Annotated in this window: 18 protein-coding genes; 12 read left to right on the forward strand and 6 right to left on the reverse strand. The window is 55.8% G+C overall.

Translation table 11 applies throughout. The annotated features are described in order from the left end of the window. Window positions 1-41 precede the first annotated feature (41 nt). From F3J17_RS04190 to F3J17_RS04210, 4 genes are all read right to left on the reverse strand, one after another. Window positions 42-707, reverse strand: a complete 666-nt coding sequence (locus F3J17_RS04190; protein WP_167054030.1) for an SDR family NAD(P)-dependent oxidoreductase — start codon at window positions 705-707, stop codon at window positions 42-44. Between the two features lie 165 nt (window positions 708-872). Next, on the reverse strand, window positions 873-1,796 hold the full coding sequence (locus tag F3J17_RS04195) for a LysR family transcriptional regulator (RefSeq protein WP_167054031.1): 924 nt from the start codon (window positions 1,794-1,796) through the stop codon (window positions 873-875). A gap of 485 nt (window positions 1,797-2,281) precedes the next feature. After that, complete coding sequence (locus tag F3J17_RS04205; RefSeq protein WP_167054035.1) at window positions 2,282-2,881, reverse strand: alcohol dehydrogenase catalytic domain-containing protein; 600 nt, start codon at window positions 2,879-2,881, stop codon at window positions 2,282-2,284. A gap of 100 nt (window positions 2,882-2,981) precedes the next feature. Continuing rightward, the gene (locus F3J17_RS04210; protein ID WP_240160750.1) at window positions 2,982-4,004 is read right to left on the reverse strand and encodes an NAD(P)-dependent alcohol dehydrogenase; all 1,023 of its coding nucleotides are present in this window, start codon (window positions 4,002-4,004) and stop codon (window positions 2,982-2,984) included. A 121-nt stretch (window positions 4,005-4,125) separates the two neighbouring features. On the opposite strand from F3J17_RS04210, the gene F3J17_RS04215 reads away from it, so the two are divergent. The 3 genes from F3J17_RS04215 (at window position 4,126) to F3J17_RS04225 (ending at window position 7,028) form a co-directional block, all read left to right on the forward strand. Further along, window positions 4,126-5,046: a LysR family transcriptional regulator gene (locus F3J17_RS04215; protein ID WP_167054037.1), complete on the forward strand. Its 921-nt coding sequence runs from the start codon at window positions 4,126-4,128 to the stop codon at window positions 5,044-5,046. Between the two features lie 276 nt (window positions 5,047-5,322). Continuing rightward, window positions 5,323-5,703, forward strand: coding sequence for a helix-turn-helix transcriptional regulator (locus F3J17_RS04220; RefSeq protein ID WP_240160751.1), 381 nt, complete (start codon window positions 5,323-5,325; stop codon window positions 5,701-5,703). After that, window positions 5,703-7,028, forward strand: coding sequence for a HipA domain-containing protein (locus F3J17_RS04225; protein WP_167054039.1), 1,326 nt, complete (start codon window positions 5,703-5,705; stop codon window positions 7,026-7,028). The genes F3J17_RS04220 and F3J17_RS04225 overlap by 1 nt, the downstream gene beginning before the upstream one ends. Before the next feature lie 659 nt (window positions 7,029-7,687). Here the strand turns inward: F3J17_RS04225 and F3J17_RS04230 are convergent. Continuing rightward, complete coding sequence (locus tag F3J17_RS04230) at window positions 7,688-8,719, reverse strand: LLM class oxidoreductase (protein WP_167054041.1); 1,032 nt, start codon at window positions 8,717-8,719, stop codon at window positions 7,688-7,690. 395 nt (window positions 8,720-9,114) lie between these two features. Between F3J17_RS04230 and F3J17_RS04235 the strand changes: the two genes are divergently transcribed. The 4 genes from F3J17_RS04235 to F3J17_RS04250 all read left to right on the forward strand — a co-directional run bounded on the left by F3J17_RS04235 (window position 9,115) and on the right by F3J17_RS04250 (window position 13,589). Next, window positions 9,115-9,360: a DUF4148 domain-containing protein gene (locus tag F3J17_RS04235; RefSeq protein WP_167054043.1), complete on the forward strand. Its 246-nt coding sequence runs from the start codon at window positions 9,115-9,117 to the stop codon at window positions 9,358-9,360. A gap of 757 nt (window positions 9,361-10,117) precedes the next feature. After that, window positions 10,118-11,482 carry an MFS transporter gene (locus F3J17_RS04240; protein WP_167054046.1) on the forward strand — a complete coding sequence of 455 codons (1,365 nt, stop codon included), beginning with the start codon at window positions 10,118-10,120 and terminating at the stop codon, window positions 11,480-11,482. A 31-nt stretch (window positions 11,483-11,513) separates the two neighbouring features. Then, the gene (locus F3J17_RS04245; protein ID WP_167054048.1) at window positions 11,514-12,761 is read left to right on the forward strand and encodes a CoA transferase; all 1,248 of its coding nucleotides are present in this window, start codon (window positions 11,514-11,516) and stop codon (window positions 12,759-12,761) included. A gap of 9 nt (window positions 12,762-12,770) precedes the next feature. Then, entirely contained in the window at window positions 12,771-13,589 is an 819-nt protein-coding gene (locus F3J17_RS04250) for an enoyl-CoA hydratase-related protein (RefSeq protein WP_167054050.1), read from the forward strand. 61 nt (window positions 13,590-13,650) lie between these two features. Here the strand turns inward: F3J17_RS04250 and F3J17_RS04255 are convergent, their stop codons facing one another. Continuing rightward, complete coding sequence (locus F3J17_RS04255) at window positions 13,651-14,583, reverse strand: LysR substrate-binding domain-containing protein (protein ID WP_167054052.1); 933 nt, start codon at window positions 14,581-14,583, stop codon at window positions 13,651-13,653. A gap of 219 nt (window positions 14,584-14,802) precedes the next feature. Here F3J17_RS04255 and F3J17_RS04260 point away from each other — a divergent pair, with 219 nt between their 5' ends. The 5 genes from F3J17_RS04260 to F3J17_RS04280 are packed head-to-tail and all read left to right on the forward strand — an operon-like array spanning window position 14,803 to window position 19,751. Then, window positions 14,803-16,494, forward strand: a complete 1,692-nt coding sequence (locus F3J17_RS04260) for an MFS transporter (RefSeq protein ID WP_167054054.1) — start codon at window positions 14,803-14,805, stop codon at window positions 16,492-16,494. 16 nt (window positions 16,495-16,510) lie between these two features. Further along, a complete protein-coding gene (locus F3J17_RS04265; protein WP_167054056.1) occupies window positions 16,511-17,344 on the forward strand; it encodes an alpha/beta hydrolase in 834 nt (277 codons plus the stop codon). A 5-nt stretch (window positions 17,345-17,349) separates the two neighbouring features. Then, window positions 17,350-18,126: a short-chain dehydrogenase/reductase gene (locus tag F3J17_RS04270; RefSeq protein ID WP_167054058.1), complete on the forward strand. Its 777-nt coding sequence runs from the start codon at window positions 17,350-17,352 to the stop codon at window positions 18,124-18,126. Window positions 18,127-18,139: 13 nt separating this feature from the next. After that, the gene (locus F3J17_RS04275; RefSeq protein ID WP_167054060.1) at window positions 18,140-19,291 is read left to right on the forward strand and encodes an iron-containing alcohol dehydrogenase; all 1,152 of its coding nucleotides are present in this window, start codon (window positions 18,140-18,142) and stop codon (window positions 19,289-19,291) included. A 10-nt stretch (window positions 19,292-19,301) separates the two neighbouring features. Continuing rightward, on the forward strand, window positions 19,302-19,751 hold the full coding sequence (locus tag F3J17_RS04280) for a thioesterase family protein (protein ID WP_240160752.1): 450 nt from the start codon (window positions 19,302-19,304) through the stop codon (window positions 19,749-19,751). Window positions 19,752-19,930: the final 179 nt, after the last annotated feature.

A 19,930-nucleotide genomic window follows, 5' to 3' on the forward strand; every position in this document is an offset into this window, starting at 1 on the left:
TCGGGGCGCCCCGTGACGGGGCGCGAGTGGACCGGGATCTATCAGTTGACGATCTTTTCCCAATCCCAGGTCGCGGGCGATTCCTGAGCGTGCAGTGCCCAGAACGCGTCGCCAATCTCTTGCGATTTGTCGGTGTCCGGCGAAACGAAGGTGCAAACAGTCACCGTTGCCATGTGGATATTGACGTCGCGCAGAGGTTCAAAGAGTGCTTTGGCGGCGGCGCGCAGGCCGGCCTTGGCAATGCTGATGTTGATGAAATCTGCGCTGGGCTCAATGCCGAGGCCACCGCCTGTCAGCAAAATCGTGCCGCCGTGCGGGGTGAGTGCTTCCTGCGCGGTCTTGATTGCAACCATCGCATTGACGAGGTTGACGCTCATTTCGCTCGTCAGTGCCGAGACATCCTGGCTCGAGAGCGGGCTTGTCAGAACTTGACCTTCGCCATCGTAGTGGAGCACACCGGAGTTGTAGTGGACTACGGCCAACTCGCTGCTGTACTTCTGGATCAGTTGCTGCACTGCAGCGGCGTTCGCCGAGTCGACTGTCTCAAAATTCACTTCAGCACCGGCGCTCCGGAGGTTCTCAATTGCCGAACGAAGCTTCGAATCCGATCGGGACGACAGGACAATCTTGTAACCCTCTTTCGCAAACTTCTTTGCGGTAGACAGGGCAATACCGGGACCTGCACCAATAACGAGATAGGTCTTCATCGTTGACTCCTTGATTGTGAACGTTATGTTCAACAAAATTTATGACGTGTTCCAAGGATATGGGCTTGTCCGGGGCAAGGGAATCAGAGCTGGCGTACACTCATTATGAACAAAATGTTCATAATTTGTTTCCGTGCCGGAACGGACTGCGCGTTCGTCAACGCATCAGGTGGTCTGTCCTTTAAGCCATTTCGGGTCTAGCTTGTCGAAATCCGCTACGACCCAGTCAAGGAAAGCCTTGACTTGGGGTGAGATGTAATTCCTGCTCGGATACAAAACCGACACGGGGCGTGGACTGGGCTTGGCATCGGCAAGCACCTCGACTAGCGCACCACTCGATAAGTACTCGTCGACAGTTACGCCCGGAGCCTGGATGAGTCCGAAGCCAGCTACTCCGCTGCGTACATAGGCACGTGATTCGTTGACACTTATCGTGCCGCGAATCGCGTGCGTTGTATCTTTCCCATTGACTGTGAAGTGCCACGGCAAGGAGCGGTTGCTGCGGCCCGACAGAAAATTGACTCCTCGATGTGCCGAGAGATCGCTCACATGTCGTGGAATGCCAAACTCTTCCAGATATTTGGGTGATGCGCAGGTCACCATGACTGCCGTCCCAACGCGTCGGGCAACCATGCTTGAATCAGCTAGTTCACCGATGCGAAGCGCGCAATCGACACCTTCAGCGACAAGGTCGACAGCACGGTCCGTCACTCCCAGGATCAGGTCTACCGACGGGTAAGTGCGACTAAACTCCTTGAGCGCATCGAGGAAGTTCTGCTGGGCAAAAGCCGCTGGGATGTTCAGTCTCAAACGGCCGCGCAGCGCAACTCCAGAGCGTCCAAACATCGTTGTCGCATCCGCCACGCTCGACAGGATTTCATTTACCCGAACAAAAAATTCCTCGCCTTCGGGAGTCAGGCTAACTTTTCGCGTGGTTCGCTGGAAGAGACGAATCCCAAGTTTTGCTTCGAGTTCCTGGATCGCGACGGTAACTTGAGGGCGCCCGATCTCCATCGCATCCGCAACCTTCGTGAAACTTCCTAATTCTGCGAGTGTGGAGAACACTCGCATCGATTGTAAGAGTTCCACTCAAACCTCCGTTGGATTATTGTGAATTCACACTTAGAGAGATGCCGCAAATGGAGGCCTGCACGCTATAGGGGAAGGCAGGTTCAATGGGAGACCAATATTGCGCCGACAGTTACACGATCACCTAGATCCGTACAATGATTTTCCCGATCTGGTTGCCTGACTCGGCATACAAATGGGCGTCTTCAATCTCGTCAAAGAAAAAAATGCGGTCTATCACCGGGCTCAAGTCGCGAGCCTTTAACCCACCTTCAACAAACGACCGTGCTCGGGCAAGAAAGGTGAGGGTGGCTGAATGGCCAGATGCGTTACTTCGTGACTCTGGCCTGCACGTGTTGACTTCAAGCAGAGTGTCGCTGCCACGCAATAGCGTACCTGTCGGCGACACGGCTTCTCGAAGATTGGCAGGATCGTGGCTCTTTTCGAAGTCAAGGGCAACGCTTGCACCGAGCTGATCGGTGACACCTCTCACGTACTTGAGTAGGTCATCTTCCGTGGAATGCAAAACATGCGACGCTCCTAAGCTGCGGAGGAGATCTTTCTTCCAGTGGCTTCGAGTCAGGGCGACAGTCGATGCGCCAAGCATGCGACTCATTTGTATCGCTGCGATGCCAGAGCCACTCGACGCGTCTGCAATGATGATATGGTACACCCGCGTGTACTTTGGCCGTTTCAACGAGTGCGCTATATGCCAGCAGGTAATCGAGCCACGTAGCGGCTGCCTGTTCGTAAGTTACATCGTGCGATATACGGACGGCACATGCGGCACGGACGTTGATGATCTCAGCGTAGGTGCCCGCCTTCATGCAGCCAAGAGGTATGACTGCGACCCGATCGCCGATTTTGAGGTCTTGACAGGCAGCACCAACAGCGATGACATCACCTGCTGCCTCGAATCCGAGCCTCGCCGGAAACTCAGGTTGGACGACATGCTTTCCAGTGCGCAAGACTGTGTCGGCGTGGCTAATACCCAGCGCCTTCACTTGTATCTGAATCTCGTCTGGAAGCGGTGATGAAACATCCACTTCGGACAGCTGTAGTACTTCGGGACCGCCAAAGCGGTTGAATTGAACCACTTTCGCCATGCTAAGACCTGGTAAATGGACCGTTGATTCAGCAGACAGTGAGTCGCACACGTAGCGCCCGGGTGGAGGGGAGCGGCGCCTTACGTGTGCGACTCGTGGTTTAGCTGATCTTGATCACGACCTTGCCGAACGGACCACGCGACAGGTGCTCAAAGGCCTGGACAGCTTCATCAAAGCTGTAAACATGGTCGATGACAGGCTTGATCTTGTGTTCGTCGAGGAATACGTTCATACGCTCAAACGACGTGCGCGGTGCGACCGCGATGCCACGGATAGACGTCTGACGGAAGATGAGCGGCATCAGATTCAGTGCACTCGTCTGGCCGGTCATGAAACCAACTTGTGCGATGACGCCCTGGACTTTCGTCGCTGCGACTGATTGGTTGATTCCGTTGCCGCCTGCCACGTCAATCGTGATATCTGCTCCGAGGCCGTTGGTGAGCTCGAGGACTTTTCGCTCCCAATCCGGATCGGTCTTGTAGTTGACGCCTTCGATGTTGTCGCTTCCGATCAAGGCCTTGACCTTGGCGATATTCTCATCCTTGCTCGACGTGAGGATGACGCGCGCGCCGGCTGCGATGGCAATCTGTGCTGCAAAGATGGAAACGCCGCCGGTGCCTTGAACCAGGACCGTTTGGCCGGCCTGAAGATGGCCAACATCCATCAGCGAGTACCAGGCGGTGAGAGCAGCGATCGGCAGCGTGGATGCTTCTTCATCGCTCATCGACGCCGGAGCAGGCACCGCACTTTCTTCGTGAATGATCATGTAATCTGCCAGACCACCAGGAAGGGGCATGCCGAGACAATATGCCGGTTCATTCGGGCCCGGAGCACCGTCAATCCAACGCGAGTAAAGCGTCGAGTTCACTCGATCGCCAACCTTGAATCGCGTGACACCGTCACCCACTGCCACAACCGTACCGGCCGCATCAGAAACCGGGATGAGGGGCTTCGGTACGAGGTGGGGCTCATAGAAGCCCTCCACGATTGCCTTGTCCCGGAAATTGAGAGATACGGCACCCACCTTTACCAGGAGTTCACCCGGTTTCGGCTCGGGGGTCGTCACTTCGTCGCGTTGCAGGTTTTGAAGACCGAAATCCTTGAGCAGCCAAGCTTTCATCATTTGCTCCGTTCCTTTAGGGGCCGAGGATGGCGGAATTGCCATCGGATGAAGCAAGTCTAATTCGTGACGTACAGGCGAGTTAGTAGCTAAAATTCCAGACACTCGATCCTGGGGTTCTCAAATGGCGAATGAAGATAGATTTGATGGCATTCGTGAGCTGGTGTCGGCTGTAGACAGCGGAAGCCTGACGGCTGCGGCGGAGAAGCTGGGCGTAACTGGCTCGGCAGTTGGGAAAAGTATTTCGCGGCTTGAGGCGCGACTCGGGGTGCAGCTGCTTCATCGCACGACCAGACGAATAGATTTGACGACCGCAGGCGAGGCGTACCTCGCAAGCTGCCGCAGAGTTCTCGACGAGCTCGACCAGACCGAGGCGTTTCTGACAACCGGGCACGAGCGGCCAGTCGGGCGGCTACGCGTGGACCTGCCTACGACGTTTGGGCGGCGTCATATCGTTCCGGCTCTACTGGAGTTGAGCCAGCAATACGAGCGGCTAGACTTGTCCATTACGCTGCAAGATCGGCCAACCGATATGGTTAGTGAGGGCGTAGACCTGGCGGTCAGAATTGGAGTGCTTGGCGACTATCCTGACCTTGTTGCCCGCAAATTGGGCGAACAACGACTCGTCATTTGTGCATCTCCCGCCTATCTGAAGCGTCGTGGTACGCCAATGACCTATGAGGATCTATCACGGCATGCCTGTCTCATTGGCTGGCGCAGGACAAACCGGGCTGGTTGGCTGATGAAGTCCGAAAGCGGGTCTGATGTGACCCTTGATGTTCCTGCGCGCCATGAACTAACCGATGGCGACGCCTTGCTCTGCGCATGCCTGACTGGTTGTGGGCTCGCGCAGCTGCCAGGTTGGCTGGCAAGGGAGAGCTTGCAATCGGGAGATCTCGTGGAAGTACTTCATCATCTCTCGACAACCATTCCTATCCACGCGATTTGGCAGAAGACGCGGTACGTTCAACCAAAGGTGAAGGTCACAGTGGATGCACTCGGTCGTCTTGCGGAGTCGCAGCCGTCGGTTTTCTCCCCTCACTAGCAGACACCTGGCAGCGAACGGTGCGCTTAACGTGCGTGGCAGCGCGCGGGCGGCCACGGCCGACAGGACCACGATGTCGCGCTCACGGTTGGGTGAGCGCTTTTCAACCGGGAGCCTCCAGCTCATTTCGGCGGCTAATTTCTGTATAAAAAGTCAAATATGACCCATTAAGTAATGTATTGTCCCGTATATGACCGTTTTAATGGGGTGGGCATCTGCTTTTAGGATGCCGTATAGTGGTCAAATATGACGCATTAAGGATTAAAGGGGGCAAGCATGACTGATAACCCAGAAGCAGCGGCGACACCCAAACCTTCAGGCCGCTTCACGGAAAATCCAATGCCCTTACCCGTGGAGCGTGCGCTGGTCGCTGCCGGGGATAACCTTTCGCTGGCCCGACGACGTCGGGGGATTTCTACGTCATCGATGGCGGAGCGGGCAGGCATCTCAAAAAAAACGCTCTACCGGCTGGAACAGGGCGACGCCGGTGTTGCGTGGGGCGCTGTTGTCCGGGTCCTGAACATCCTGAATCTCCTCCCCGAGCTCAACAAGGCCCTGAACACCACGAATGATGCGCTCGGCCTGGCGCTCATGAACAAGGCAGTGGCCAAACGCATCCGGGTACGCAAAACCAACCCGGACAGCGGAGCCCTGTAATGGCAACGACAAAAAAAGCAAAAACCAGCACGACACGAACGCTGCTTGTCTATCTGGGCGACACGGGACTGGAAGTGGGCGAACTGCAATTTTCCAGACAGGGGCAAAAAGAGGTATCGGCATTCCGATACTCGTCCGCCTGGCTCAGTAATCCAGACTGCTTCGCACTGTCTCCGGACCTCCCCCTGAACACCGACTTTCAATACCGCACGGGAAGCAACGAGACTTCTGCCTTTGCGGGTGCCATTGCCGATACCGAACCTGACGGCTGGGGACGCCGTGTCATTAACCGCGCTCATGCCAATCGGCGTAAGGCCGAAAGAGACGCCGGCCGGGACGCCGGTTCAGCACAGCTGTCAGACCTGGACTATTTGCTGGAAGTGCTAGATTCCAGCCGCATTGGCGCGCTTCGGTTCAAGAGCAATGCCGACAGTCCCTTCCTTGATGTGCTCCATGACGACAGCTTGACTGAAGGAACTCACGAGGTCCCGCTACAGACCTTGATTCAGGCTTCGCAAGCGGTCGAATTTGGCAAGGAAACGGCGATGGACCTAGCGTATCTGAAAGGGCGCGGCACCTCGCTCGGCGGTATGCGACCCAAAGCAACGGTCCTGAAGTCCGACGGAACCCTGACCATCGCCAAGTTTCCGAGCGTAAATGATACGCGTGACGTGGCACGAGGCGAGGTGCTGGCGCTGTTGCTCGCGAAAGATGCGGGCCTGAATGCATCCGAGGCCGAAGTTGTCATGTCTGGCACCCAGGCCGTCGCACTCATCGTGCGGTTTGACCGCCCCCGGGCTGGCGGTCGCATCCCTTATCTGTCTGCGGCCTCGCTGCTGCAGCTGGATTCCCGGGAAAATGGCGCATACACACAGATAGCGGAGGCCATTGACCGGTTCTCTCCGAGACCGTTCGAGGACAAACAGGAGCTTTGGGCGCGCATCTGCTTCAGCATGCTCATCACCAACGTGGATGATCACATGCATAACCACGGCTTTCTGCACAGCGGCGGGGGCCAGTGGCGACTTGCCCCGCTGTTTGACGTGAACCCGTTCCCCGACCAGGAACCCATCCTGAGAACTGCCGTGACGGAAGCGACCGGTGAAACTGGAGATATCCAGGAGGCGCTGGATGCGGCAGCATACTTTGGCGTGTCCGATGACGACGCTCACGCAATCCTGACCCGGATGATGGGTGCGCTGCACGACTGGAAACGACTCGCCCGGTCCCCGGCCGTAGGGATGGATGATGATGAAGTCGACAAGGTCGCGCCTGCTTTTGATAACGACAACTGGGCTACGGTGGTGTCCTTTCTGGAACAATAAACCGGCTAATCGGACGGTCTGGTCATGCCGTTGATTAGAAAGGATGCAAATTCTTGCGTTTCGGTTGCCCTTACTGTCTCGGGGGCTTTCCGTGTGGCTGGCGGGCCTTGTGAAAGGCCGCCAGCCGCTGTGAAGCTTATACGTACATACCGGCGTGCCTCGCATAGCGTTGGCGTCGCCCTGGATGCGCTATATCGCACCTCAGTGATGGCGATAGAGCAAGACGGTTGCAGACGGCGCTGATTGATTCTGGCCTGCCTGCATAGCATTGACTGCGCCGCCGTAGCTGGTATCGGATTGTTGGGGCGTGTTTTCCTTTGCAACAGCGCTTTGCGAGATTCGGGCGTCAGATACATCGGGGCGATAGAACGGAGCCGGGCCAAGACCACTTGCGAAAGCGGTTCCAACCGATGCGGTTACCAAGGCTACAGCGACGCTAAGCGAACGGATATTCATCATTTCCTCAACTAGAAAGTTTTCAAGGGACCGGCTTGAATTGCTTCGATTGCCGACGAGAAAATTCTAGAGAGATCCGTGACCCGAATCGATTCGTTAAGGCAGACAGGATTGTTTCGATATTGAAAATAGTGAATTGATGTGATGAGGCCGCGCGCGGCTCCGCACATGCGGAGCTCACGGTTAAGCAGACTGCAAAATGGCTATGCCGAAAGTTCTGTCTGCGTTGTCGGCGCATTCATTTGTTCGTGCGACGGGAAATGAGGGAGAACGTACTCCCCGAGTTCACGCAGAACATCACTGACCGGGCGCCGAGACGCCTTCATATTGAACGCAATGTGGTTCACGCCCATCTTGCACACCCGCTCAAGGTAACCTATCAACGCATTTCTGCCGGCGCGCATACCGGAGTGAATCGGAACAAGCGGTGCGTTGGGGTCTTCATCAAGGTCAAAGAAAAGTCCTTGAATAAAAGGACGGAATGCATCATCACCGTGCGCAGCACGGACGGCGTCGTGCCATGCTGAGGTAAGTGGCGCTAGTCGCTGCACGGGTACGTAGTAGTAAAACCAGCCGTCAGAGTTTGTCGCGATCCATGTGAGATCTTGTCGGCTGCTACCAGTAACGAAAGCCGGTAGACGTCCAAAACGCGGTTTGGGGATAAGGTCTGTCCTGCCGTCGAAACTGCCGAATCTTTCGAAACTGGCACGCGGAAAATGGTCCTCCGTGAGCGTTCGGATTTCAGCGAACGCTTCGCGGAAGCGCTCTCCGCGACTCTCATAGTCAGCCTCGAGACCAAACGCAGGATACTCGACGGGACGGTCGCCCGATGCGATGCCAAGCAGGAGCCGCCCATTCGAAAGCTGATCGATGGATGAAGCAGCTTTTGCCACGTGGATAGGATGGCGCAGGGTTATGACGGCACTTCCGGTTCCGAGTGCAATTTTCTGTGTATTGGCGGCAAGAAACCCGAGATACGTGAACGGATCGTAGATTTGACCTACATCGCCAAACATCGGATCGTAAAGCGCGACATCACGGGCCCAAAGTGCTCCAAACCCAAGATTATCGGCAAGGCGAGTTGTCTCGGCATGATCTGCCATTGTCGGGGCAGGCTCGTCGGGGTACGCCTCAAGCGGCAAGATGAACCCCAGCGTCAATTTGTCCTTCTGAAAGACGCGCTGGTAGCCCGGGTGAACGGTAAGTGAGTCGGGAAAACGGCGTGAGGTGACCATGCTTTTAGCTCCAAAATATTTCATCCCGGAAGCTAAGCGCCACGACGCTCAAATTAAAGTCAATTTTTGAGAACAGTCTATTCGACCGTCACTTAACAATAGTTTGGGAATTCCTGCTCTCGAATTTCTTCTCGTCCGAAGGAATAGGGGCCGGGTTGCGCGGCCTGTCAAGTCTGCGAAATCGAAGACTATCGAAATTGTTCTTGCAAAAACGAATAGTCTGGCTTCCGGCCAGGAATTTATCTGGTCGTCATTGAAGCATAAATTTCTCACCAAGCGTTGGGGCAGGACGTAACTGCTTCGAGCCAGTTTCTGCCTGTGATGGCGGACGATACCTTATAGCTGCCCATTGGATATGTGCGAAAAACCTATGGGCGCTCGATCGCGAGAAATCTATGAAAATCAAGGCTATTATCATTGGTGCTGTGCTTGCTTCTTCGTATCAAGTCGGCGCATTTGCCCAATCTGCTCCGCAAGGACTTACACGTGCACAGGTAATTGAGGACTTGAAGGCGCTCGAATCGGTGGGCTATTTCCCCGGTCGCGCGTCCAGGAGCAACTATCCCGAAGATATCCAGGCAGCAGAGGCGCGACTTAGGGCCAAGCAGGCCGCATCAGGCACTGTCGCAGTACAACGATAACGCAGCCTTCTGCTGCAGTTGATGCTTTCCCGCATTTATCGCGGGAAAGCACCATTTTACGAGAGCATTTTCGCAGTCGTAGTCAATCCTACGGCCATATCACAGCAGCGAATGGCCGAGTTGGCGTGAAAATGTTCGCACCCGAAACCGCTAAACGCCGCTTGAGCGTTGCTCCAAGTGGTTTCGAACAAATCCTCTCATTCCTCTTCAGATGGCTCAAAGGTTTTCAGCAGCATATGCTGAAGCCGCACAAATCGGGCCACTGCATCTAAAGCGAGTCCTACATCCTGATATCGGTCCGGAGATATCGGATTCAACGCTTGGCAAAACAGCAGCACCCCTACACGTGGCCGCCGGGACGCTGCGCGGCACGCCTGGGCAACTGAGGCTTGCATCGGCTCGGTCCACTGCGAGTGGCCATCGGCGCGATCAGCGCGAGTCAATCTGTTCAGTACGCTGACTGCAGGGCGCTTGCGCGGCAGGGCGGTCAACACAAGGCCGCTGATCCTTACTTGAGTCTCGAATCGTCCTCAGCCTACGTTCGCTCGGCAACTCACGCCTGGCTTGTCGTGGCTTTCAGTGCGAGTGCAACGCCGCACCGCTAGACAGACTGCAGGCCGATATGATTTTCATATCGGCCAATCGAAATTCCATATTTTCTCTTATGGACGGTGGTTTTTATACTCCGTCGTACAGGTCCTGTCCTGACGTGGTTCATACGTTCAGCAGGCCCAGAGGATAAAAATTGGAGACAACGATGCAATCTCAATGCGATAGCTCGTCGATCGCTGCCGCGCAGGACGCAGTCTGCCGAAAGGTCATGCGCCGATTCCTGCCGGTGCTGTTCCTGAGCTACCTGTTCTGCTCTATGGATCGGTTCAATATCTCGTTCGCACAGTTGCAGTTACACGACGCGCTGCATTTTTCCGACGCGACATACGGCCTTGGGGCGAGTCTTTTCTTCATAACGTACGTGCTTTTTGAGATTCCGGCCAGTGCGGTGCTCAAGCGCTTTGGCGCGCGGCGAGTCTTCACAGTCATCATGATTGGATGGGGCGCTTGTTCTGCTTCGATGTTTCTGGTGCGCACACCGGGGCAGTTCTACGCAGCGCGACTCGCATTGGGGGTATTCGAGGCGGGCTTTTATCCCGGTGTCATCTTTTTTCTGAGTACGTGGCTGCCGTTGGCGCACCGGAGCAAGGCAATCGCCGTTTTTGCCTCAGGCATTGTGGTCGCAGGTGTTGTGACGGGGCCGCTATCCGGATGGCTGATGACGGCGCTGGACGGCAAAGGTGGAATGGCCGGCTGGCAGTGGCTTTTCCTTGTGGAAGCGACGCCAAGCGTTCTTATGGCACTTGTCTGTGCGTCGGTTCTGAGGGATTCGCCTAGCGACGCGTCCTGGCTGTCCCGCGCTGAGGTCGATACGCTGAACGCGACCATTGAGGCCGACAGAGGCCGCTCGACTGTTCGCCTCGGAAGTGGAACGTTCGCATCGTTGTTGCGTGACCCCAAAATTTATCTGCTTGCGCTGGTGTTTTTCTGCGCAACGTCCGGCATCTACGCGTTGAACTTCTGGGTGCCGAGCATCATCCGTGGCTTCGGTATCTCGGACCCGCTCACAATCGGTGCCTATTCGGTAATCCCTTGGGGGACGGCTGCTGTCGCAACGGTGCTGATTGCGCGGCATTCGGATCGCACTGGAGAGCGTCGCTGGCACTTTTCAGCGACCGCCTTCGTGGGGGCGTTGGGTCTTGCATTGTCGGCACTGCCGGGGCTGCCGTTTTCTCTGTCGATGTTCTTCCTGAGTATTGGCGCAGTGGGTGTGTCTGCAACGTTGCCCGTGTTCTGGTCGATGCCAAGCGCAGCGATTGCTCCTTCTCTCGTGGCCGCCGGACTGGCGTTGATAAACAGCATTGGCGCAAGTTCGGGGGTTGTTGCTCCCTTTGTCGTCGGGCTGATGAAGCAGGCGACCGGGTCAATGAGCTCCGGCCTCTACTTACTCGCGTTGTTGCTTTGTTGTGGCGGCGTGCTCCTGTTGGTGACGGTTCCAGCGCCACAGCGCCCTCGTGAACCAGGAGACGTCCATGCCGCATCTACAGAATTGAAATCGGTGAACAACTGAGCCTTACGGCTGTAATTGAAGGATTGACGAAATGACTCAAACACAATGTGAACCTGGCCGGCCGCTGAGCGGCGTGAAGGTCCTGGAGCTCTCGCAGATCATGGCTGGCCCGACTTGTGGTCTCATGCTCGCCGACCTCGGCGCCGACGTAATTAAAGTCGAGCGGTTTCCTCAGGGAGATGACGCCCGTCGGTATCGACGCGCAGGGGATGATGGGCTGCCGCCATCTTTCATGATGCTCAATCGAGGCAAGCGTTCGATTGCGCTTGACGTCAAGCGCCCGGAGGGGCGAGCAGCACTCCTGAAGCTCGTTGCACAGAGCGATATCGTTACCGAGAACTTCCGGATGGGCGTCATGGAGCGGCTCGGACTAAGCTACGAGGAACTGAGCGAAGTCAACCCCGCCCTGGTCTACTGCTCAATTACGGGATATGGGCGTACCGGGCCACTCGCGTCACGTGGTGGCTTTGACCTGATTCTGCAAGCCTTCAGTGGCTTGATAAGTGTGACTGGTGAGGAAGGGGGCGATCCAGTTAAGCCTGGTGTGTCGATCGCAGACGTCAACGCGGGGATACTGGCCGCATTTGGCTGCCTTGCAGCCTACATTGAGCGTCTCCGGACGGGGCGTGGTCAGCGGGTCGACACGTCCTTGTTGCAAGCCTCGATGCAGCATATGTACTGGTACGCCGCTGCTTATTTCTCGCGCGGCATTGTGCCCAAGCCTGCCGGCACGGCGCATCCCCTCATTGCACCGTACCAAGTTTACAAATGCAAGGACGGCGGGTTGGCGATCGGCGGTGCAAACGAGACAAATTGGGAACGCGTAGCTCAGGTTCTCGGGCACCCGGAATGGGTTGACGATCCGCGCTTCAATACGCCAGATATCCGCCTGGCTAATCGTCGCGAGCTCGAAGCACTTATCAACGCAATCCTCATTCACGATAACCGAGAAAATTGGGTCGAGCGTTTCGAAGCTGCTCAGGTACCTTGCGGCCCGGTACAAACCGTCGGCGAGGCTCTTGATCACGAGCAAACGCGTAGCGTGCGAATGGTGGTTGACGTAGAGTCGCCGGATGGTGGGTCGATGCGTGCGCTTGGCCTGCCGGTTTTGCTGGGCGGCACCTCGCATGTCGCAGCTGGCCCGGCGCCTGCTGTTGGACAAAACACAGCATCGGTTTTGCGGGAGTTTGGGTTCGAGCAGAACGAAATCGACTCTTTGCTCAAGTCGGGGGCCGCGTTTCAGAGTGGCACGTGCGAACACGCGACTGTCGATGCCTGAGAGAAAGTCATGAACGCAAATCATGAAGTTGCTGTACGGGCGGTTGCCGGCAACGTGCCTGAGATTCTCGTGACAAAGAGCGACGGCGTCGCCGTTGTCGTGATTAACCGCGAGAGCAAGCGTAATGCGCTGACGATGATGCTTTGGCGGCAGCTTGGTGAGACATTTTCGATGCTTGATCAGGACCCAGCGGTCCGTGCGATCGTCCTCACGGGCAGCGGCGCAAGCTTTTGCGCGGGCGCTGACATCTCAGAATTTTCGCAGGTTCGCGCAAATGCTGAGCAAGCGCTGGAGTACGAAAGTACGTATGACGGGTGCTGTGACGCGATTGCAGCGGTGTCAAAGCCGACCATTGCGGCGGTCAACGGATTTTGTATGGGCGGTGGTTGCAATGTCGCGATGGCTTGCGATTTCCGCTTTGCAGATCCATCAGCGGCATTCGCAATCCCTGCCGCGCGGCTGTCGATTGTCTATGGTGTGGCTGGGACAGCGCGTTTGCTGAATCTCGTGGGGCTGTCAAACGCAAAGTGGATTTTGTTCAGCGGTAAGCGATTTGACGCGTCGCGAGCGCACCGGTTGGGTTTCGTTGATGAGATTGAGCCGAACGTACTGGCGGCCGCGAAAGTCTTCGCAGCTGAACTTGCGCAGAACGCCCCGCTCACCATGAAGGGCGCCAAATATATCCTGGATCATCTGCGTGACAAGCAGGGCGAACTGTCTGAAAGCACGGTGCAACGTATGCTCGATGAAGCGGCGCAGAGTTACGACTATCAGGAAGGACGTGCCGCCTTTGCCGAGAAGCGCGCCCCTCGGTTTACTGGCACTTAAGAACCGGCTTTCCTCCAGCAACAATCTGATAGTCGGGGAGTCGCATCGTGCGGCTCCCCGACTATTCGTTTGTGCGAAGTCCCGTGGCGCCTGACCAGCTCCCGGAAGCCAGCAACTGATCGAGTATCTGAGTTACCGAATCTCTCACGACTTCGGCTGCACGGCTAAGGGGTAACGTATCCGAGATACACAGCGACAACTCCCGAAGGACTTTTCTGCCGCCAATCGGTGCTATGCCGACATGGCCTTGCTCCACATATTCTGCGACTGCGGACCACGGTAAAACAGTCCAGCCGAGGCCCGCTACCACGAGACGGACCAACATGTCGGTCGCGCTCACCTCACTCACGAGTCTGAAGCCAAGATGTTCTGCGAGAAAGGCAGCGTCAATCCTCTGACGAATCGTGCTTGGCGCACTCGGTAGTATCAAAGGCCGGGAAGCCAGTTCCTTGAGCTTTATAGGCTTGTCCGATGCTCGTTGGGATGCAGGAAATACGACGTAGAGCTCTTCATGAAGTAGAGGTCGAAGTGTCGTGCCACGACGCTGCTGCGCGTCGACGGCAATTGCTATATCGATCTTTCCTGTCGCGACAAGGTCCACAAGCTCAGCGCTTGGACGCTCGACTATCTCAAGAAGAATGCCTTCGAAGCGTGCAAGGTCTTCAAGAAGAGGAACGACGAGAATCTTGCCCGTACTACCCGGAATTCCAATCGTGACATGCCCACCCGGATGATCATTTTCCTGTGAGACTGCAAGCCGGGCATCTTCAAATTGCTTGAGCAGCGATCTGGCGTGCCGGTAGAGTACTTCGCCAGCTGGCGTAAGCCTGACTCCCTGCGCGGATCTGTCGAACAGACGCGTATCGAACTCTGCCTCGAGATTGGCGATCTGCTGGCTCAGCGCCGGCTGCGCAATGCGAAGCGCTTCCGACGCTCGCGTCATATTGCCAAGTTCGGCGATCCGCGAAAAATATCGTAGCTGTTTGAAATCCATCTCTGTCTCCTCCAGAGCGCAATGCAACCAGACTCAATCGACTATTCGGACGATAAGTTAGCGCGATGGGTCGATTGGTTTTCCATATTTTTATTGTATCGCTATCACGCTTAGAATTGGTTCTAAGAGTGCTTCACGCGTCGTGACAAAAAGAGGCCGACGCGTGCGTGTCTACGTAGTGTGCACGCAAAGGCACCATAACTCGATGGAGACAAGCGTATGAACACAGGAGTAGAGCATTTGGTCGCTGATTATCGCGAAGCGACCTCACAAAGCGTGCAACGACGCGTGATCTTTGCGTCATCACTCGGTACGATGTTTGAGTGGTATGACTTCTTTCTCGCTGGGTCACTTGCAGCGCAGATCTCAAAGAATATCTTTGCCGGAGTTAATCCTACGGCAGGCTTCATCTTCACCTTACTCAGCTTCGCAGCCGGCTTTGCGGTGCGTCCCTTCGGTGCTCTTGTATTCGGGCGCATCGGGGACCTGGTTGGACGCAAATACACTTTCCTTGTCACGATCTCGCTGATGGGCATTGCAACCTTCGTCATCGGGTTGCTGCCAGGATCAGCGACGATCGGGATTGCTGCTCCAATCCTCTTTGTGGCGATGCGCATGCTGCAAGGGCTGGCGCTCGGCGGCGAATACGGTGGTGCTGTCGTCTATGTCGCTGAGCACAGCGGTAATAAGGATAGAGGAGCTAAGACAGCTTGGATTCAGGCAACGGCGGCTCTGGGCCTGCTGCTCTCTCTGGCAGTCATCTTGCCGACGCGGTTTCTCATGGGAGAAACGGAGTTTGGGAACTGGGGCTGGCGCGTACCTTTTCTTGTCTCAATGATACTGCTCGTAGTGTCCCTCTGGATTCGACTCAAGCTTCACGAGTCTCCAGAATTCGAACGCATGAAACAGGAAGGCGCGACTTCAAAGGCTCCGATCAGCGAAGCCTTTGGGCAATGGTCGAACCTTAAGCTTGTCCTGATTGGATTGTTCGGGATGGTGATGGGACAAGCAGTGGTCTGGTATGCCGGGCAGTTCTACAGCATGTTCTTCCTGACCCAGACGCTCAAGGTGGATGGTGGCACTGCCAACATGATGATCATCATCGCTACCGTGGTCACAACTCCGTTTTATGTGATCTTCGGCAAGCTGTCCGATCGATTTGGCCGCAAGCCTGTTTTCATGACAGGCTGCTTGCTCGCTGTATTGTTTTTCTTCCCGCTGTTCAAGGGTTTGGCACATTACGCGAATCCGGCATTGGAAGCTGCACAGCGTCAAGCCCCAATCACTGTGCGTGCAGACCCTAGCGAATGTAGCTTTCAATTCAACCCTGCAGGAACGGCAAAGTTCGTCTCATCATGCGACGTTGCAAGAAGCGCGATCACGCGGGCAGGGCTGAACTATACCGACGAAAGTTTGCCGAGTGGACAGACCGCTGAGGTGCGTATCGGGGACACAGTCATTCAGAGTTTCAGCGGGAAGTCTGCGAATTCCGCAACTCAGGCTCATGACTTCGATCGCCGTATTGCGTTGGCGTTGAAGGCTGCCGGTTACGCGACTGGGCCAGCTGACCCCGCACGGATCAACTTCTTTATGACGACATTGATACTGATCGTACTGATGTTGTTCGGAACGATGACGTATGGGCCAATTGCCGCGATGCTTGTGGAACTCTTCCCCACGCGGATCCGATATACCGCCATTTCGCTGCCTTATCACGTTGGGATCGGTTGGTTCGGCGGCTTCTTGCCCGCAGCATCATTCGCAATTTCGGCTCAGACTGGGGACATCTATTCGGGCTTATGGTATCCAGTCACGCTAGCGGCTATATGCTTTGTGATCTGCCTGCTGCTTGTCAAGGAGAGCAAGGGCGTCGATATCTACCGAAAGGCAAGTGCCTCGGATGCCAACTAGTACCAAGGAGAAAAAAATGACACTAGCATCGTCGAACGGGGCAAAGCTCTATGTTGAGGTCACCGGGCAGGGCATCCCGGTGGTTTTCGTCCACGAGTTTGCGGGTGATTGTCGGAATTGGGAAAACCAGGTGAGGTTTCTCTCGCGTCGCTATCAGTGCATTACATTTAACGCACGCGGCTATCCACCCTCCGACGTCCCGACGGATATCGAACATTACGGTCAGCGTCATGCGGTAGACGACATCGCAAACGTCATGCGACATTGCAATGTGAAGAAAGCCCATATCGTAGGGCTTTCCATGGGTGGTTACGCGACGGTCAACTTTGGGATTGCCTATCCGGAGATGGCGCGTTCACTCGTTATTGCTGGTGCCGGCCACGGTTCCGACCCGCAGCGCCGAGACCAGTTTCTGCATGACAGCGCTGAACTGGCAGATCGCCTGTTGTCGCTTGGTATGCAGGAGGGAATTCTGCACTATGCCAACAGCGCTATCCGTCGACGATACAAAGAGAAGGACCCGCGTGGCTTCGAAGAATTTAACCGGCAGTTTGCCGAACATTCGCCGCTTGGCTCTGCTCTGACAACGCGCGGTTATCAAATGCGTCGCCAGACCATTTATCAGTTGCAGGAGCAGCTCAAGGGGCTCAACGTGCCTGCGCTGATTGTCACAGGGGACGACGACGAGCCATGTTTGGAGCCTGCGCTGTTTATGAAGAGGACCATGCCGGACGCGAGACTTTGGGTTGTTCCAAGGACAAGCCATCCGATTAATCTGGAAGAACCAGATGCATTCAACCATGCCTTACTTCAATTTTTCACCGAAATTGATGCGCACGAAAAGAGGTAGTAATTGTGAAGCTTAGTTTGGAAGGTAAATCCGTTCTCGTAACCGGCGGCTCTCGCGGAATCGGCTACGCATGTTGCCGGCTCTTCGCCGAAGAAGGCTGTTCGGTGACGTTGTTGGGCCGTGACCCTGGTAGCGTTCAGTCCGCTGTTTCACGGCTCAAGCAGGAGACTGGGAAAGAAGTAAGCGGCCTTTCTCTGGATCTATCGTCCAAAAGCGATGTTGACGCGCTTTCCGCTCAACTGGGACGATTTGATGTTGTCGTCAACAATGCCGGAGCGATTCCCGGCGGAGGGCTTGGCAGCGTCGACGATGCACGATGGCGTGAGGCATGGGATCTCAAGATATATGGTTATCTTGAAGCCACGCGTGCAGCGTTGCCGGCCATGATCGAGCGCGGAAGCGGCGTGATCGTGAACGTCATCGGAATAGCAGGAGCAAGGCCCTCATATGACTACCTCTGCGGGTCGACGGCAAATGCAGCGTTGATCGCGTTCACAAAGGCTGTTGGAGCTCACGCAGCGCGCAATGGTGTGAGAGTCGTAGGGGTGAATCCGGGGCCCACTGAAACGGACCGTCTGATCAAGTTGTACGAAGCACGGGCGATGGAGCAGTTCGGCGACAAGTCACGCTGGCGAGAGTTGCTGAGCGACATGCCGTTCGGCCGCGTCGCGCTACCGGAGGAGATTGCTGATCTGGTCGTCTTCCTCGCCTCCAGACGCGCGTCGTACATCAGCGGCACTGTGATCGATATCGACGGTGGCGCAAGCTACTCTTCTCATTGACGGGATTCTTACGATGGCACTATCTTTCGAAATCACACCGAAAATCATCTGCGAGCAAGGCAGCGCAGGGAATCTGCATGAAGTCATTGTGCAGCTTGGCGGATCCCGCGCAATGTTCGTCACTGACCGGGGAATGCTAGGGACTGGGCTGCTCGATCCTGTCGTCAACGAGTGCAAAAGCGCAGGCGTGGAAGTCAGCGTCTACGCCGATGTGCAGGCAGACCCTCCCGAGGCAATGGTCCTGGAAGCGGTCCGGTTTGCGTCAGAGAATGCGGTTGATATCGTAGTCGGGATCGGCGGCGGAAGCTCAATGGACACGGCGAAACTCGTCGCGCTACTGGCTAAAACGCCGCAGCCTCTGCCTCAGATTTATGGGATCGGCTTGGCGAAAGGGCCTCGTCTGCCGCTGATTCAGGTGCCGACTACGGCAGGCACTGGTTCGGAAGCGACCCCGATATCAATCGTAACGACACCCTCGCACGAAAAGAAGGGCGTGGTCTCTCCGCTTCTATATCCTGACGTCGCGGTTCTCGATGGTTTGCTGACTTTGGGATTGCCGCCGTCAGTGACTGCAATGACGGCGATTGACGCAATGGTGCATGCGATTGAGGCATACACGAGCCGTCACAAGAAGAATGTGCTTTCTGACATGTTCGCCGTCAAAGCACTTGACCTGCTCTACAGAAATATCCGGTCTGCCGTCTTTGATGGCAAAAATGCAGATGCACGCGAAAAGATGCTGCTAGGTTCACTGTTGGCAGGCATTGCGTTCGCAAATTCGCCAGTCGCCGCCGTGCACGCATTGGCTTACCCTCTTGGCGGACATTTTGGGCTGCCTCACGGACTCACAAACTCGCTCATGCTTGTACCCGTCCTTCGCTTTAATCGCGATGCGGCAGTGACGTACTATGCGCAACTTGGTAGACATCTTCTGGAGTTGCCAGCTGATGCGAGCGACGAAAACGCAGCGGACGCGTTTATTCAGGCGATCGCGCAACTCGTGGAGGAGATGCCATATGCGCAGAATCTCCGCGAGGCAGGGGTAGGAGATGACGATTTGACGATGCTGGCTACCGACGCAATGAAGGTCCAGCGGCTCCTCGTGAACAACCCGCGCGATGTGTCGTACGAAGATGCATTGTCGTTGTATCGCGAAGCGCTTTGAGGGAGGCAGCATGAAGGATCTACGTCGGAAGGATTTTGCCCACTTCACTACGATTCAGACGCGCTGGAAAGACAACGATATCTACGGTCACGTGAACAACGTGAACTACTACAGTTTCTTCGACACGGCCGTGAATCGCATCCTCATTGAAGAGGGCGTGCTCGATATCCACGAGGGGGAGGTCGTCGGGTTTGTCGTTGACAGTGGCTGCTCGTATTTTAAACCCGTAAGTTTTCCTGACACGCTGGAGGTGGGCACGAAAGTCTCCACAATCGGTCGAACAAGCGTACGGTATGAACTCGCGATTTTCAAGACAGGTGAGGACACGCCGGCAGCCGCAGGGCACTTTGTACACGTCTATGTAGACAGACGGACAGGGAAGTCGACGGAAATTCCCGAAACAACACGCCGACTTCTTGAGGCTTTGATAGTTCAGTACTCAGCAAGCGTGCCCGCGTGAGCATTTTTTAGATTTGTATCTCGGGGATGCTTGCTTCGTGAACGACGCGATACGTTCACGTGCAAGCATCCAGACAAGCGTTGCGTCTAGATGTTCGCCAGCAGATGGCAATCTGACCACGCAATCGACCGCAGCATGCATGGTGGACTGTTAAGCCTCTCGCTGACGAGATTTTCAAT

It is taken from the genome of Burkholderia sp. Ax-1719, assembly GCF_011753055.1.
Classification (GTDB): domain Bacteria; phylum Pseudomonadota; class Gammaproteobacteria; order Burkholderiales; family Burkholderiaceae; genus Paraburkholderia.